The sequence below is a fragment of the Desulfosporosinus sp. OT genome (genome assembly GCF_000224515.1).
In the GTDB taxonomy this organism is placed as follows: domain Bacteria; phylum Bacillota; class Desulfitobacteriia; order Desulfitobacteriales; family Desulfitobacteriaceae; genus Desulfosporosinus.
The window spans coordinates 65191-81819 of the sequence record NZ_AGAF01000229.1; the positions used below are offsets into that span (position 1 = coordinate 65191).

Below are 16629 nucleotides of genomic sequence, written 5' to 3' on the forward strand. Positions count from 1 at the left end.
AGACTTTTGAGGGTTGCATTATACGTCAACTTTTGGTCTGATTATTGAAAAAGATGTTCCCCTGGAACAGGTACATTCCTTAATAGGCGAACTTAAGTTCCAAAAGATAAACTTTATGGAAAGGTTTACGGTTAAGATGGTGTCCAAGATGGATAAGAATAGACCTGCAATAGACACAAGTAAAGATATTGCGATGATTGCAGAAAACTCAATTTATAGATTTGCCCAACTCATGAACAAGGCAACTCTATAAATTGATATTCTGAGTACTAATCCCCGAAGATTAACACACTCTAGAAAAGAGGATTGTTGTCTTTAAACATAGATAAGAGGTGTTTTCAATTGGATGAAACTATTGTACACTCCATTTTAAATATCCATAACACTCAAATGAAAGCTGCGCTTGTTACGATTATTCGCACCGAAGGCTCTACACCACGTGATCTAGGTACCCAGATGGTGGTCATTGAAAATGGCCAAACAATAGGTACTATTGGCGGAGGAACTGCAGAAAAAGTCATCTCAAAAAGAACAATGTCTTTTTTAACTGCTGACAATGAAGTTCAAACTGATATACATCGTGTAACGATTAGCCAAGAAACTGTTACTGATAAATTATCGGTTTGCGGGGCCAACATGGATGTTCTAATAGAGCCAGTTCTTAAGAAGGATTTCTGGCAATTTACTCAAGGTCTTCAAGCGAGTGGAAAAGATGCTGTGATAGTAACTTCTTTGTTTTCCCCTTTTACTAAGAGTATTTTAGATCTTAATGGCAATCACTTATTTGGTCAAACTCAAACGGGGTTATTACTCTCTGCAAAAAAACTGCAAGAGATATGCTCATCCAAACGTGCAGAAGTTGTTGGAATATATGAAGAGTCTTGTTGGTTAGTGGAACCGCTCGTAATAACAGAGCGGCTATTAATTTTAGGAGCGGGTCATGTGGCCAGAGAAGTTGCTTTTTATGCAAAACCGCTTGATTTTCACCTATGTCGTAATTGCGACCTGGAGTCATCGGACAGACGCAGAGTGTCTTAAAGATATTTTAAGTTATCCAACCAAATACGTCGGCATGTTGGGCAGTTCAAAAAAGATAACCACTATTGTAAACTATTTGCAAGAAAAAGGGCATTCCTCTCACGATATAGCGCGAGTTAAGGCACCTATAGGTTTAGATATAAATGCTCAAACCCCATCAGAAATTGCTATAAGCATTCTAGCCCAAATTATTTCTGTTAGAAGATCAGCACAAGCTCGGTGATCAGAGAATTAATTCATATTCTCGACCTAACTGGTTTTTCTCATTTGATCACTTTTCGGAAGACCTTTTAATCGGGCGCGGATAGCATCCTTATATCCAGTCAAAAATATAAGAAATCAGGTGTGGTTTAAGGAGTTCTAACATGTCTTTCATTATATTTGATTTAGAATTTAATCAAGACGTCTCTTCATTACAAAATTTTGATAGAAAACGATCTCCCTATCCCTTTGAAATCATTCAAATTGGTGCCATCAAACTAGATATAGAATTTAACACCGTAGGTACTTTTAACCGTTACGTAAAGCCAACCTTCTACACAAGAATTAATCCATTTGTCACAGAATTGACTGGTATTACTATAGATCAGCTTCTAACAGAAGAACCCTTTCCTGAGATTTATAAGGCGTATACAACGTTTATCAACGAGAGCGATTCTATTTTTTGTACTTGGGGCATGTCGGATATAACAGAACTATTCAGAAATGTCGAAGGCCATCAATTAAGCCACAGGTTTTTACCGAAAAGGGTTATCAACTTACAACCCTATGTTTCCGTGCATTTCAATCTTCCTCAAAAAAACTTACTACGTCTTCAACATGCCGTTGAGTTACTCCATATCCCAATAACATATGCCTTTCACAACGCCCGTCATGATGCTTTTTATACGACTGAAATATTTAAAAAAGTATATAATTCATCAATTCAACCAAAACCCTATGACCCATCCCACAGGACAATTAGACCAAAACGCCAAGTAAGCGTGATAGACGTCGATAAACTTCTTCAACAATTCGAAAAAATGTATGCCCGAAAAATAACCGAAGAAGAACAAGCGATGATTAAACTTGCCTATAAAATGGGGAGAACAAATCAATTTTTGAAAGACGTATAAAGTAGGCTTTCTCACACTTGCCAAAACTTCTTCAACTGAGGCATTATTTTGAGGAGGTCTTATTTGCATTTATACGCCGAACTCCCGGTATATTTTGTAAGAAAAAATTAATAGCAATTTCTTTCTTCTAACATATTTTATTGAAGAATCACCTAATAAAGTTAGCTTCGGCTAACCAGTATACAAAAAGGAGGTTATAAATTCATTTGCCACTATATCCTTATTCATAGACAATTCAGCTTGTCTTTTAAATCCATAAAATCTGTAAAGGCTTGCCACTAAATGGGATAACCTTTCATAAACTTCACAAGAATTGAAATAGCATAGATCGTTGCTGTGAAAGGTAATGTTCCACCGCTTCTGCCTCAGCAAGTCACATTTGCTACATATTAGGGCAAGAAACTCCTGCAATAATTGGTTTCTCGTTACTAAGTAGTGCCCAAATTCTTTTCCTTGATCAGTAAGCTTTATTTCACCATATCGTTCGTACATTATGTGACTCTCGTCTATCAATTTATAGAGAGCTTTAGGTACTGATGGCAAAGCAACTTTAAGCCTTTACTGATATCTGTTACCCGAACAGTATTAAGAGATAAAGAAAACCGATATATCTCCTCTAAATAATCCTCTAAGCCAGGTGTTAGCATATTCGACACATCCTTTGCTTCACCTTTGTTACCCTATGCCCATTTGAGCATAGAGATTCTTATCTGAAGAATTAAAGCGCTCAAAATCATTCTCACCTAATAGTTTATGCTGGTTATTTATATCAGAATGTTCTTTTAATGTGCTTCATGACTCTATTTAATGAAATAATAAAACTGGGGGTAATTACAATGAGTGAGGGCTTGAACTCATCCCAAACATCACTAACCTTGCCATTGCCATTGCCATTGTTAAAGAATACATGGCAAACAAAAGCAAAAAGCATTCTCAAATTTTTAGGCCCTGCGTTTATTGTAAGTGTAGCGTACATTGACCCAGGTAACTTTGCTACCAATATTAGTGGGGGTTCAGTATTTAATTATAGTCTTATTTGGGTAATCCTTTGGAGTAACCTGATGGCAATTTTTTTGCAAAGTATGTCTGCAAAATTAGGGATCGCTACAGGTCACAATTTACCGGAAATGTGCTCGAAAATATTTTCTCGTAAAACGAACTGGTTCTTTTGGCTTGAGGCTGAATTTGCTGCTATGGCCACTGATTTAGCTGAGTTTCTTGGTGGAACATTGGGATTGTATTTACTATTTAGAATACCAATGATTTACGCTGGTCTCCTCACTGGTGCACTTACTTTCTTAATCGTGTACATGGAGAAATATGGGCAAAGGATGGTTGAGTGGGTTATTGGTACATTAGTAGCGGTCATAACCATTGCTTACACTATTGAGGTCTTTTTAGCAAAGCCGGACTGGGCTCAGGTGGGTATCCACACGCTAATCCCGTCACTTCCCAATGGTGAAGCCGTTTTAATAGCGGTTGGAATGCTTGGGGCAACCGTTATGCCTCACGTAATATATCTACACTCGCAGCTAGTTCAGGCCAGAAATCAAAAGGATCAGACCGAAGAACAAAAACGCAAACATTTACGCATGGAGCGAATCGACATTGTCATCGCAATGAATATTGCTTTTCTCGTCAATGCCGCCATGGTTATTGTAGCTGCTGCCGTATTCTTCAGAAATGGCATTGCTGTAGATACGATTGAACAAGCACACAAATCATTAGACCCACTTCTGGGGACTCTATCTAGCGGAGCATTTGGGATCGCATTATTGGCTTCCGGTTTGTCATCCTCTGCAGTTGGGACCATGGCAGGGCAAACCATTATGAAAGGCTTTATTGGCTTGAGTATTCCCATAAATATCCGAAGATTAATCACTATGACCCCGGCTTTGATCATCATTGCATTAGGAGTTAACCCCATGAATGCTCTTATAATCAGCCAAGTTGTATTGAGCTTCGCCCTTCCATTTGCCATTGTGCCAATGCTGCTGATTACTAGTCGCAAAGACTTAATGGGTAGCTTAGTCAACAAATCTATAACTAAGATAGCAGGATGGATTATTACTAGTATTATTGTTGGTTTGAATGCTGTTCTGCTTTACCTGACTTTCAGCGGTAAAGTATAAAGGGCGACTGACAGGGTTTAATAGCAAAAAAGCATAAGCAATAGGGCCGGGGTACTGTATGATCCCCGGCCTAAAAATTCTTCCGAATTTGTTGCAATATAAACAACATTCTTCTCAATAAGTTTAGAATAATCCGAAAGCATAGGAGCAGGCTTTTTACCCATTCTTTCAATGTACATGCTATAAGCCATACCTACACATTCAAAAATGGCCTGTTCATGTTTCTTTTCAGCAAGCTGAATATCTACAATACTCATTACACACTCCTTAAGAGTCATCTGACAAAAGGCAGCAATAATACATTTATAAGAATATAACTCATGAAGATCTTCGTTAGTTTCCATAGTTGTCCACAAGTGATGAAAGGCTTAAAGAAAGGAAGCACCATCATATTATTTATGACCTATTCAGGATTTATATTATCTTAATTCGGTATCTGCTTGCAGAAAAAACTCAAGTTGTTTGTAGCATAGAAAATGTTAGAGTTGTATTCAGGTCTACCTTGGGTAGTCTTTTCCTTGAGCTCGCTATTCTCCGTGCCATATAGGCCAGCCATAAGTGTACAGCATTCCAGCAAGTAACCCGGGTGTGCGATCCAGATAGCCTCCAAGCCACCTGGTTTCCCATTCCGTGAGGCTCTCTTTACGAATACAAGCCTCGTTACACTGTTCTCATAGACACTGATCCTACTGTTAAACTGAATACCTCCATGATCCCTGTCATTATGACCGAAGATGACCTCTGCTAAGCAGGTTGACATAGTGAAACCCCCTTTCGAAAAGTGTTAGTTAATGATCATAATATATAAAAACACCAGTCACGAAAAGGTGACTGATGCTTGGTGAGATCATTTTAAATAATACCTCGTCCAGATAAATGTCACAGGTTTAATAATTCGATAAGGAAGATCTGACTGCCAACGATAACCTATCCGCGGCTACTTCTTGTTCTATTATATTTTCCCTACTATCTCAACATTATCTAAAGGCGAATAAATATCTTTCGATGATGAAGGACCCCCGTTATAGCCATCCAAAATATCACGTAAGAAACCGAAAAATATACTGAATCTAACAAATACTTCTTTTTTAAGGATAGATCTGAATAATAGATAAATAAGTACCGAGACTAAATAGACCACAGAAATCCTCTGGAGAACACCTGGAATCCTCGTGATGGTTAAATCAAACAGCGGAAATCCATTCAATACCAAACCCATAAGAAATAGTAAACTGCTGCGGCTAAAAATGTGGACAATAATGGTTGCTCGATTTATGCCTTTATCCAATCTATTGTTAATTGAAATTGGCACGACAACGCCCATGATGAAAATAAAAAAGGGAAAACAAGATCAGCAATCGTAACACCATTCCACGAAGCGTGTTTCAATTGTGGCGGAATAGTTGTGAGATTCCCCGGATTATTAACCATAAGCATTACTGCTATAGTTAGTCCTCTAAATATATCAATACACTCAAATCGTAAGCTATTTTCTTTCAAACTTCTACCTCCGTTATGAGAGCATTGACGTTAACCAAGGCCCCATTGAGCATACTTATGCCTTCCCCAATTGTTTACCATACTTAATTGAAATACTCATCGAAAGTAGGTTTTAGTTTCAGTTTCACTAAATTCACATTTTCGAAGCACAAAAACAACTCTCCTTTGACACAACGAATTTTAAGGATCGACCAGAAGAATGCCAGCCGATGCCTCTCATTCTCCATTCCACACGTTTAGGAAAATTCCTCTTCACTTTCCAATTATTTCACGTTAAAAAACCGGAACGTCCAAAACGCTCCGATGGGCATGACAAAATTCCAATTCCGGGGATGATTGACTATATGAATAGGCGGTATTCTCATCATGGAAATAATTATGAAATATCGACAAGGCTATGACTTATAGATTAAGGGAGTGCAAACGTTGAAGTATACATCTGTTAAAGTTGCAAAATTTATACGACGGCCTAATAGATTTATTGCTCATGTGATAGTAGACAATAATGAAGAAATTGTTCATGTTAAAAATACAGGGCGGTGCAGAGAAATATTACAGGAAGGAACTGTGGTGATTTTAGAAGAAGCAAAAAATACGAAGCGGAAGACTAAATACTCAATTATAGCTGCGTATAAGGGAGAAGTTCTGATCAATATCGATTCACAAATCCCCAATTTGGTTGTATATCATGGTATAAAGGATGGGAAAATCAAGGAAATTAATGATGTTACAAAACTATCCAAAGAGATTGTTTATGGTAATTCTAGATTTGATTTGTACTTTGAAACCAAAGAACAGCGAGGGTTTATTGAAATAAAAGGTGTAACTCTCGAAACTGAAGGTATTGCCATGTTCCCTGATGCTCCTACTCAGAGGGGCTGCAAGCATGTTTATGAAATGATCAAAGCTGTGGAGGATGGTTATGCAGGTTTTATTTTCTTTCTCATCCAGATGAATGGCGTAAAGTATTTTACACCCTATGAAATAAGGGACCCGGAATTTGCTATGGCCCTAGGGCTTGCAAGCGAAAAAGGAGTAACGATCCTGGCCTATGATTCTATAGTCTCTGAAGACGGGATAACCATAGGAACTCCGGTAGAAGTTCGTTTTTGAGGCTTCCCCCAATACTCCTTTAACTGAACCATCATATCAAAGGAATAAAATTAAAAAAGTAGCCCCTTTTGAAATGGCTACTTTTTAATAATTCCCTTATGGCCGCCACTTACGTGGCAAGTTGCTTTATCCCTATTTTAAATGGTTCTATTCTAACACAGCTTTTTTAATTTCCTCAATTCCAATCCGCTGCACAAACCTAGCGGTCCTCTCATTAGGTTTTGCATTTGCCCTACAATACTTCACGCATTTGTTAGTCAACTCAACTACCTGGTCATCGGTTAAATCCTCAGCTATTACATCACCAATACGAGCGTTTCTGCCTGAATTACCTCCAAAAATAAAGGTCCAACCAGTTCGTTTTGCAAAAACACCAAAATCGCGGACAAAACTCTCAGCACAACATAAGCCGCAACCGGATACACCAATTTTTCCTTTAGCGGGGAGTTCTGCTCCCACCAAAAGTTGCTCCAACCGCATTCCTAGACCGAGGGAATCAAGAATTCCATTTTTGCACACAGCTGTGCCAGGGCAAGCCTGTACATAATGAAAACATTTCCCTACTGCAGGGCCAATATCGGTACCTAACTCTTCCCATACAGATTCGACAATCTCCGGTTTCATGCCTACTAAAGCGATCCTTTGGCCAGAAGTAATCTTAATGATAGGGATTTCGTATTTCTTGGCCACACTTGCGATGTTTTCTAATAATTCAGGGGTAACCAACCCAACCGGGGTTCGTGGGACAATGGCATAAGTTTCTTTATCCCTTTGAATAAAAGCTCCTTTTGGCGCATTCTGCTCTGACATAGTAAACCCTCCAAATATGTTAATCAAAGAACTATTTCGTTAAAAATAGTACTAGTCCTGCTAAAAGTAAAAAATATTGTCACAAGAAAGAACAGAATTATCAATCCGCCGGTGACGGTCATACTTTCCGATAGGCTCAAGATATCCATCAGAGGTTTATAGCCAATTGATGCACATATTTCAAAAAATCCTGCCCAACACGTTCCCAATTCGACCGCTGGTGCATATAACTCAGGTAAGTAAGTGAAAAATGCGAATTATCTCGACTAAGGGGCAGCAGGGTTTTCACAGTTTTGACTACAATCAAACATGGTGCGTCCGCAATTGTGTAACAATTCCTCCTAAATACTTAGCAATCTCTCCATATATTTGTTTAATTTCTTCCTAAGTTAAATTGATCACCTGACTTCAAAAAGACACACCTTTAATTGTAAAGGATGGTTCCAATAAAGAGAGGTCTAAATTTAATTCGATTTGAATTTGATTCGACACATTAAGGGTTTTATCAATAAATATTTTTATTCCCTGATGTTGAAACTCATCATAGAACTTTGTACTTTTAGTTTTGTTGCCAGCCTCTGACCAGAGTCTGCTAATGAAGCCATTTCAACTGTACCCAAGTTCTTTTTTAATAATCAAATTTCCCCCCTCTTTTTCAATAATATTTCTTGCTTTGTCCTCAAAAATAAATTCCATACACCTCTATACCTCTTAACACTATTTTGTAATTAGTTTCTTATTTAATCAAGTACAATAATCTAACTAATTTGGGTATTCTACATTATCCCTTCATTGACATGCTGTTGAAGAATTGGACCGCGCTGTTGATTTACGCTATTTATGAAAGCAAAAATGTCCTTTCCAACAACTATATTCCTAATCCCCAGCGAAACGTGGCGAAAAGGCGAATTACGGATAAAGAAAACTTGGCTGGCGCCAAGCTTGCGAAGGCGGCCGCCTTAGTCGCACTTATGCTTAGACGAAGACACTGTCTTCGCACGGATTAGCCCTTCTTGCAGTATATAACGAAGTTTATACTTTCTGATAGTACAAAAAAGCACCCCTACCCGTCAATTGTGGCAAAGGTGCGTGTTTCAGCGGGCTATTGAAGCTGCAGTATCACATCGGTCATCATTCCTGGCTTGAGTTTTCCGTCCGCGTTTTTGACAAGAATCTCTACCGGAAACAATCCGGTCTTCGGATCACACGCAGGCGCTATGCTTGCTACCGAACCCTGCTCGACTACATCGATGGCCAGTGCTTTAATCTCTGCTTTTGTTCCGATTTTTACTTTAGAAATATTCGCTTCTGTAACGTTGATATGCACTTTCACGTTTGAGGCATTAATCAAGGTCAGCGCTACTGCCTGCGGAGAGGCCATATCGCCAACGCCGATGAGCTTTGAGGCTATTTCTCCTGACATCGGTGCTTTCACTACATAATCGTCCAGTTTCTTCTGCACAATTTCGAGCGCTGCCTTGGCGCTTTCCATTTGGCCCTTAGACGCATCATATGCTGCCTTAGAAGAGTTTTGAACCGTTTGTAATTGTGCCAAGGTCGTATCAACTTTAGCCTTTGCATTGTCAAGGTCTACCTTCGTGGTTGCTCCGGCAGCATAAAGTGTTTGTAAACGGGAATAATCGGCTGATGCCTCATCATAAGCGTTCTGAGCAGGAATCACAGTGGATTTGCTATTATAGGCATTCTCGTTATTATTATAGGACGAAAGCATTGCCATATAGTTAGCTTCGGCCTGCTTTACCTGCAGCTCCATATCAGTGCTGTCCAATACAAACAACACATCACCTTGTTTTACACTTTGGCCGATTTTTACATTGACCTCACTCACTTTACCGGAAACATTCGGCGTTACAGCAATCTGATCCGCGGCTTCAATTAAGCTGTTATGATCCGTCACCTGCTTTGTACTGGTTGCGTCGCCCTTAACATTCATTGTCGCCTCATTATTAGACGTTGTTTGCCCAAGATGAATTTTCACCGTAGCATTCATGCCAAACTTCAAAGAAAGATCTTTTTCATTTTCGAGAACGACTTTAACCGGGATCAATTGCGTAACTTTCGTATATGTCCCACTGGTACTAAAACTTGTGGGACTGGAAAAGTAGGTTTGAGTGGTCTGATCAATTTCTCTCACGACGCCTTTAAAGGTTTTCCCGGGATAAGCATCGATTTTGACATCAACTGTCTGCCCAACCTTAATTTTATTAATATCAGTTTCTTCAATGTTAACTCCAATATATAAACTGTCAGTATCAGCAACCACCGCCAGTTGCTTGGCTGGAGTAACTATCTCCCCCTCGACCCCGTCGTTTTCGACAATCGTTCCCGCAATTGGTGACGTAATATAAGGTAAAACCTCCTGCCGACCGAGAATCGAATTCTTTTCCACGCGCTCGCCTTCTTTGGCGTTCCATTCCAGTAATTCTCCTGACGCATTGGGGGTGATGGTATACATCTTGGCAGTTACTTTGGCATTATCCGTTGAAAAATAACGGCTGCTCATGTTGAAATAATAGAAACCCCCACAGCCCGCGATTAATACTAAAACGATCAAGACCGATAAAAAAATTCTTTTTACTTTATTTTTCTTTCCGTTTAGGTCCGGCTTATTCTGCATGCTTGATTTTTCTAACATCCCAAGACTCCTCCCTTTTCTTCTTTGAAAATATTAGACCCGACAGCTGGTTTGATTGTGATGCAAAGCTAACGAACCGATTGTGTCTCAGGTGGAGACTATTGCCCGAGGTGCTACCCCAAAGCATTCTTAATCCCAAGGGATCTGCTTCACACCCAACCCGCTATACAAATTCCACCTTTATTCCTCTGCAAACTGACTATTATAAAGTCCAGCATAAAAACCTTTTTGGGCCAACAATTCCTCGTGATTTCCTTGTTCTATGATGTCACCGTCTTTCATGACCAAAATCAGGTCTGAATCCTTGACGGTGGAAAGCCGATGGGCAATGACAAAGCTCGTTCTGCTCTTCATTAAATGGTCCATCGCCTTTTGAATTAAAATCTCAGTTCTTGTGTCAACTGAACTTGTGGCTTCATCCAAAATCAATATTTTGGGATTAGCAAGAATGACCCTGGCAATGGTAAATAACTGTTTCTGTCCTTGGGAAATATTACTGGCTTCTTCATTGAGAATCATATTATAGCCATCTGGCAACGTACGAATAAATTCATCACAATGCGCCGCCTTAGCCGCTTCGATCACTTCCTCATCAGTCGCCCCAGGGGTTCCATACCGAATGTTCTCTTTAATAGAAGCGTTATAAAGCCAGGTTTCCTGAAGTACCATGCCAAACATGGCCCGCAGGTCATTTCGGGTAAAGTCATAGATGTCATGACCATCGATGGATATCTTCCCTTTATCGATATCATAAAACCTCATTAAAAGTTTCACGATAGTTGTTTTACCAGCCCCTGTTGGTCCGACAATGGCAACTCTTTGTCCGGCTTTAATTTCTGCCGAAAAATCATGAATAATAAGTTTGTCCTTATTATAGCCGAAGCTGACATTTTTAAAGGTGACATTGCCACAGAAATCCTGAGCCTTGATCGGTGTCAGTGTTTCCGGAATTTCCTCTTCTTCCTCTAGAAATTCAAATACTCGTTCTGCTGCTGCTACAGTTGACTGAAGGGTATTGGAGATTGAAGCAAGTTGGCCAATCGGTTGTGTAAACGATCGCATATATTGAATGAAGGCTTGGATATCTCCGATATCAACTACTTTTTTTACAGCTAAATACCCACCCAGAATACTAACTAAAACATAGCCCAAGTTCCCGACAAATCCCATCACCGGCATCATTATGCTCGATACAAACTGTGACTTCCAAGCTGAATGGTACAATTTATCGTTTACTTTCTCAAAAATCTCTATGGACTCTTGTTCCCCGTTAAAGGCTTGAACAATATTATGTCCCCCGTACATCTCTTCAACATGACCGTTAATTTCACCTAAATATTTCTGTTGGTCTTTAAAATACCCTTGGGATCTCTTGATCACGACGCCAACAATGCTCATAGATAGGGGTACCACCAACAAGGCGACAAGCGTCATCATCCAGCTAATCGAGAGCATCATGGCCAAGACGCCCACGATACTTGTCACAGAGGTAATAATTTGAGTTAAGCTTTGATTGAGTGTTTGGCTGACCACATCAACATCATTCGTTATACGTGACAGAACTTCGCCATGAGTTCTGGAGTCATAATAATTAAGAGGGATTCGATTCATCTTTTCGGATATATTCTTACGCAGTTTATAGGTTACATCCATCGAAACCTTAGCCATCATATAACCTTGGACATAAGAACAAACCGCGGATATCGTATACAGCACAATTAAGAGGAAAATTATTTTGCCCATATAATTAAAGTCGGTCAAAAGCCCCGTTCGAGCATAATAGGCGAATAATCCTTCAGCCAACTTCGTCGTTACTTTACCTAATAATTTTGGACCGACAATCGAGAAAACCGTGGATAAAAAGGCAAAACAGATAACAATGATCATCGAGACTTTATAGGGTTTCAGGTAACTACCCAGGTTACGAATCGTCTTGTTAAAATCTTTGGCTTTAGGACCCCCGCCCCCTATCTGCATACCAAATCCCCGTCCAGGTCCGGATCCGGGTCCAGGTCCAGGCCCCGGGCGTGCTTGCCGCTCTACTGCACTCACGTCGCCAATTCCTCCTCACTTAATTGCGAATAGGCAATTTCTTGATAGACTTCGCAATTTTTCAAAAGCTCACTGTGCGTGCCTAACCCTACAACATGCCCATTATCCATGACAATAATTTGTTCGGCGTTCATTATGGTGCTGACGCGTTGAGCGACCAGAAGAATGGTGCTTTTGCCTGTTTCGTTTTTTAGTGCAGCCCGTAGTTTTTGATCGGTCTTAAAATCAAGTGCTGAAAAGCTATCGTCGAAAAGATAAATTGGGGCATTCTTTACTAACGCTCGAGCAATAGACAAACGTTGCTTTTGCCCTCCGGAAACGTTTGTTCCGCCTTGAGCAATAATGGCGTCAACCCCTTCTTCCTTCGAGGTGATAAATTCTGTGGCTTGGGCAACGGAAGAGGCCTTTTCAAGGTTCTCCATCGTTGAATGTTTATCCCCGTATAACAAATTTGACTTAATTGAACCTGAGAAAAGGACGCTTTTTTGCGGCACATAACCGATCTTATCTCTCAACGTCTGGCGTTTCACTGTTCGAATATCGACGCCGTCAATTAAAATCTCACCTGAAGTCACATCATAAAACCGCATTATCAGATTCACCAAGGTTGACTTCCCGCTGCCCGTCGAACCGATAATTGCTATTGTTTGACCGGCCTTTGCGCTAAAGTTAACATTGTGTAAGACATCATCCTGCCCGCCAGGATAACGAAAGCTTACATTATGAAATTCGATGGTCGGTTCAAAACTCTCCTTAAAAAGGACCGGCTGTTTTGGATCTAAAATACTTGCCTGCGTCGCTAATACTTCGTCAATTCTGTCTGCCGATACGGCAGCCCGCGGGACCATGATAAACATCATCGACATCATTAAAAAGGACATAATGATTTGCATCGCATATTGCATATAAGCCATCATGTCCCCAATATCCATATGAAACGCAGATACTTGTTTGGCGCCTACCCACACAATAATGACCGTAACGAGGTTCATGATCAGCATCATCGCTGGCATCATCATGGTCATGACGCGATTGACATAAAGATTGGTTGATGTTAAGTCCGTATTCGCTATGTCAAATCGATCCAGTTCAAATTTCTGGGTGTTAAACGCACGAATGACTAGCATCCCCTCGATATTTTCGCGTGTAACCAAATTAAGTCTATCCACCAATTTTTGAACCATTTTAAACTTAGGCATAACCAACGAAAACAAGACCATAATCGTTCCGATTAAACAAATAACGGCAATCCCAATAATCCACGACATGGATGCACTGCTGGAAATAGCTTTGATAACCCCTCCAATACCCATAATTGGCGCATAAAAAACCAACCGGATCATCATCACTAATACGGTTTGAACTTGGGTAATATCATTCGTTGTGCGTGTGATCAAGGATGCCGTTGAAAATTTATCGAATTCGGCATTAGCGAAATACCCAACTTTTTTAAATAGATTAGAACGCAAATCATGGGCTACTCCGGCTGCTGTCATGGAAGCCAGATAGCCTACGGTTATCGAAGCCGCAGTTCCTAATAGTGTAATCAACAGCATCGTTCCACCTGTTTTAAAAATGAAACTAATTTTTCCTGACATTACCCCTGTATTGACAATATCAGCCATATAGTCGGGCAATGTCAAATCACAGATCGCTTGCAAAAATAACAACGCAACTACACCAAGAATGATTCCGCTATAGGGTTTTAAATATTTCAGAAGCTTAATCACTTCACAAGCTCCTCCCACGTTTATCTGATTATTATTCGTTCTAAGTCCTTTCCCTAATCCTAAAACAACAATACTGCTTATCACACTGCTATTTGGCATGTATCAATATTCATGGTACTCATTGTAGGATAATTGCTACTGTAAACAAATTAAAACTTGCGTTTCGATTCATCTCTATTACTTCTGTCTAATTTCGTTAAAATAATCTAAGGCTTTTGAAAATAGCCGAATGAATTCCTTGCTATCTTGCTCTCCGAGATGAGTCACAAGCCCCTCAATAAATTGGACTCGTTCAGCATAAAGCTCCTTCATAATTTCTTTACTTTTGTCCGTTGCCCTGACCAATACGATGCGTCGATCATTTGGAGCCGCTAACCGTTCAATAAATCCACCCTTTTCTAAGGAATTGATGGTGTGCGTAACAGCACTTGGAGTAATTTGCAGCTGTTCACTAATTTCAGTTACCTTCATTCCCACTGAAATATCATCACAATGCTCTAGCAGCAAGTGGAGCAATATAAATTCACTAGGTTTTATTCCAAGCTTTGTAAAAGGGTGCTGACCTCTTGAACGTTTGAATTGCGAGAATATCCGCAGTAAATCTTGCGCAAGTTCTTGTTTGAAATTATTCATTATTTTATTACCTCAATATTTTATTTACTAAAGTATATTTCATATTAATCATAATTACAACAGTTTTATAAAACTAACTTTTGCATAAGGTTCCATTATTTGTTTCAATTATTTTTAACAAATATTGTCGTAGAAAAAAGCAGCTGACTTTAGCCAACCGCTTTTAAGACATCACTTTAAATACCAGCGATTCTGTAGAATCCGTGTGTTGTTATGCTGTCTGAGTCGTCTGAAGAGGATTGCTCGCTAAAATGGCGGGGAACTACTTAGGACCCACGACCTACTTATTCGTGTACGTCTCTCTGTCCCTAACAGCAAGATTCATCGCGATATCATCGAAAGCCACTCCTGCTGTGAAAGGTACAATCCTATTGAGAAAAGGAAAACGCTCCGACATGGTGGAAAGGGAGGGAATAGCATCCATCAATTCATTCTTTGTTTTTCGGACTACAGTAGGGCTTTTCTGGGCCAGAAAACGCACATGGCCCGCCAGCATCTGACGGGCACGATCGGAGACAGTTACTTTATATTCTACAGAAATATTTCAAATATTGCTTAATGACTTATATTAACTTTTTATTAAAGAAACAAGAGAACCTTTCTCTTGCTTCTTTTTGTTAGCTAATAACTTTACCAGAAATGTTAGCGGGTCCAATTATGGTTATAGTTCCTTGGGCAGTCTGGAGGTTACTAGCAAATAATTGATAAACGTGGTGACCAACTGGTACATTAGTGAGAACGGCTTGGAACGTAGTTAGATTCTCTAGAGGTTCATCTCCTCCATCTTGGATCGACTCTTGGTTGATAGATGCGACTAATACACCATCTTGTAGAATCGTGAGTTCAATAATAGGTTGATCCGGTTCTAGGAGACTGGGGTTTGTCACTGTCCAACCAATCGTTGTCAGCAATTCAACAAAGTTAGTTGCTTGCGCTACAAACAGACCAAATTCTAAAATTAATAGAGGTACACCACTGAGCACAATACCCGTCGTATTTGTTAGGTTTGTTAATAAACTTCTATTGTAGTTCACGAGTGCCATTTCTTTTCCTCCTTACTTAAATTTGATTGGATGTGGAGTTATTGGGTTTATCTTAAGTCTCTACTCACTTTAATATATGAGAATAAAAAAAGATTGGGACATGTTTACAAGGCTATATGCCAGATAATTTCTAGACTAAAATATTTTTTTCAAACTTTTTCCCAAATCATCCGTATTATTAAATAAGGGAAAATCACTCCCTCCGCAATCCTCGTTATTCAGGGGGATCGGGTAGAACTTTTGCCGATCAAAAAAGCCGACAGCTTGGAAAAACTCATCGATATGGTTCCTGATCTAGTGGAAAAATAAGAGACCATAAATATTGCGGATGAACCAAGCGAGTCGATAGATTATTGTTCCAATTTCTGCATCCTGATCCGAAAGCACTTTTTGGGTGTTCCTGTTCGATCATCCTGTCCCAAGCGCTTATGCTGTACCTCCCAAGACTCGCTACAAGACGGCTGACTTAACTTATCTTGGTGGATTCCCACCCACTATATGATGCGCCCTTGCTTGGCGCACGGTGGAACCCCGGTGCTTCATTCTGATAACTAGCACAAAAATGCTACCTCGTAGAGATAGCATTTTGCTTGTTTACCTGGCGATGACCTACTTTGCCAGGGGCTTGCGCCCCAAGTATCATCGGCCCTGAAACGAAAAGCGGACGAGCTTTTCGCCACACTGCGACTCATTACGCATACTCCAGCAATGTGACGAAAGTCGGATGAGACTTTCGCCACATTGCGACTCGCAACGCATACTCCTGCAATGTGGATCCGAACGGGTGGAACCCCAGCCCCAGCAGAA

General features: G+C 40.0%; 17 protein-coding genes and 3 pseudogenes. 8 read left to right on the forward strand and 12 right to left on the reverse strand.

Annotated elements, in window-relative coordinates; all coding sequences use genetic code 11:
• Window positions 1-13: 13 nt before the first annotated feature.
• The 4 genes from DOT_RS30730 to DOT_RS21440 all read left to right on the forward strand — a co-directional run bounded on the left by DOT_RS30730 (window position 14) and on the right by DOT_RS21440 (window position 2153).
• Window positions 14-253 carry a hypothetical protein gene (locus DOT_RS30730; RefSeq protein WP_009623459.1) on the forward strand — a complete coding sequence of 80 codons (240 nt, stop codon included), beginning with the start codon at window positions 14-16 and terminating at the stop codon, window positions 251-253.
• Window positions 254-342: 89 nt separating this feature from the next.
• Window positions 343-1038 carry an XdhC family protein gene (locus DOT_RS21435; RefSeq protein ID WP_040413114.1) on the forward strand — a complete coding sequence of 232 codons (696 nt, stop codon included), beginning with the start codon at window positions 343-345 and terminating at the stop codon, window positions 1036-1038.
• Window positions 965-1261, forward strand: a complete 297-nt coding sequence (locus DOT_RS32080) for an XdhC family protein (protein ID WP_242833887.1) — start codon at window positions 965-967, stop codon at window positions 1259-1261. Before DOT_RS21435 ends, DOT_RS32080 begins: the two co-directional genes overlap by 74 nt.
• A gap of 142 nt (window positions 1262-1403) precedes the next feature.
• Window positions 1404-2153, forward strand: a complete 750-nt coding sequence (locus DOT_RS21440) for a 3'-5' exonuclease (RefSeq protein ID WP_009623466.1) — start codon at window positions 1404-1406, stop codon at window positions 2151-2153.
• Between the two features lie 278 nt (window positions 2154-2431).
• Here DOT_RS21440 and DOT_RS21445 read toward each other — a convergent pair.
• Window positions 2432-2800: pseudogene (locus tag DOT_RS21445) on the reverse strand (iron dependent repressor, metal binding and dimerization domain protein).
• Between the two features lie 189 nt (window positions 2801-2989).
• On the opposite strand from DOT_RS21445, the gene DOT_RS21450 reads away from it, so the two are divergent.
• A complete protein-coding gene (locus tag DOT_RS21450; RefSeq protein WP_040413115.1) occupies window positions 2990-4285 on the forward strand; it encodes an Nramp family divalent metal transporter in 1296 nt (431 codons plus the stop codon).
• 17 nt (window positions 4286-4302) lie between these two features.
• Here the strand turns inward: DOT_RS21450 and DOT_RS21455 are convergent, their stop codons facing one another.
• The 3 genes from DOT_RS21455 to DOT_RS31145 form a co-directional block, all read right to left on the reverse strand.
• Window positions 4303-4542: a hypothetical protein gene (locus DOT_RS21455; protein WP_009623474.1), complete on the reverse strand. Its 240-nt coding sequence runs from the start codon at window positions 4540-4542 to the stop codon at window positions 4303-4305.
• A gap of 167 nt (window positions 4543-4709) precedes the next feature.
• Window positions 4710-5045 carry a hypothetical protein gene (locus DOT_RS21460; protein WP_040413117.1) on the reverse strand — a complete coding sequence of 112 codons (336 nt, stop codon included), beginning with the start codon at window positions 5043-5045 and terminating at the stop codon, window positions 4710-4712.
• Window positions 5046-5557: 512 nt separating this feature from the next.
• Window positions 5558-5785, reverse strand: coding sequence for a hypothetical protein (locus DOT_RS31145; protein ID WP_040413118.1), 228 nt, complete (start codon window positions 5783-5785; stop codon window positions 5558-5560).
• Between the two features lie 426 nt (window positions 5786-6211).
• Between DOT_RS31145 and sfsA the strand changes: the two genes are divergently transcribed.
• Complete coding sequence (gene sfsA, locus DOT_RS21475) at window positions 6212-6898, forward strand: DNA/RNA nuclease SfsA (protein ID WP_009623481.1); 687 nt, start codon at window positions 6212-6214, stop codon at window positions 6896-6898.
• Window positions 6899-7045: 147 nt separating this feature from the next.
• Here the strand turns inward: sfsA and DOT_RS21480 are convergent, their stop codons facing one another.
• A complete protein-coding gene (locus tag DOT_RS21480) occupies window positions 7046-7708 on the reverse strand; it encodes an NAD(P)/FAD-dependent oxidoreductase (protein WP_009623482.1) in 663 nt (220 codons plus the stop codon).
• A gap of 803 nt (window positions 7709-8511) precedes the next feature.
• Here DOT_RS21480 and DOT_RS30735 point away from each other — a divergent pair.
• Entirely contained in the window at window positions 8512-8715 is a 204-nt protein-coding gene (locus tag DOT_RS30735) for a hypothetical protein (protein ID WP_207637062.1), read from the forward strand.
• A gap of 95 nt (window positions 8716-8810) precedes the next feature.
• On the opposite strand, the gene DOT_RS21485 is transcribed toward DOT_RS30735, so the two are convergent.
• From DOT_RS21485 to DOT_RS21510, 6 genes and pseudogenes are all read right to left on the reverse strand, one after another.
• Window positions 8811-10364 (reverse strand): efflux RND transporter periplasmic adaptor subunit, encoded by a 1554-nt coding sequence (locus DOT_RS21485; RefSeq protein WP_009623487.1) that lies wholly within the window; start codon window positions 10362-10364, stop codon window positions 8811-8813.
• Window positions 10365-10544: 180 nt separating this feature from the next.
• Window positions 10545-12341 carry an ABC transporter ATP-binding protein gene (locus tag DOT_RS21490; protein WP_192807832.1) on the reverse strand — a complete coding sequence of 599 codons (1797 nt, stop codon included), beginning with the start codon at window positions 12339-12341 and terminating at the stop codon, window positions 10545-10547.
• A 71-nt stretch (window positions 12342-12412) separates the two neighbouring features.
• Complete coding sequence (locus tag DOT_RS21495) at window positions 12413-14146, reverse strand: ABC transporter ATP-binding protein (protein ID WP_009623490.1); 1734 nt, start codon at window positions 14144-14146, stop codon at window positions 12413-12415.
• 177 nt (window positions 14147-14323) lie between these two features.
• Window positions 14324-14779 carry a MarR family transcriptional regulator gene (locus tag DOT_RS21500; protein ID WP_009623492.1) on the reverse strand — a complete coding sequence of 152 codons (456 nt, stop codon included), beginning with the start codon at window positions 14777-14779 and terminating at the stop codon, window positions 14324-14326.
• A gap of 370 nt (window positions 14780-15149) precedes the next feature.
• A pseudogene (locus DOT_RS32825) lies at window positions 15150-15275 on the reverse strand (type II toxin-antitoxin system RelE/ParE family toxin); the annotation flags it as partial.
• 121 nt (window positions 15276-15396) lie between these two features.
• Complete coding sequence (locus DOT_RS21510; protein WP_009623496.1) at window positions 15397-15822, reverse strand: hypothetical protein; 426 nt, start codon at window positions 15820-15822, stop codon at window positions 15397-15399.
• A gap of 189 nt (window positions 15823-16011) precedes the next feature.
• Between DOT_RS21510 and DOT_RS29050 the strand changes: the two are divergent.
• A pseudogene (locus DOT_RS29050) lies at window positions 16012-16131 on the forward strand (GerW family sporulation protein); the annotation flags it as partial.
• A 242-nt stretch (window positions 16132-16373) separates the two neighbouring features.
• On the opposite strand, the gene DOT_RS31480 reads toward DOT_RS29050, so the two are convergent.
• On the reverse strand, window positions 16374-16629 hold a 256-nt coding region (locus tag DOT_RS31480), incomplete at its 5' end, for a hypothetical protein (RefSeq protein ID WP_207637063.1).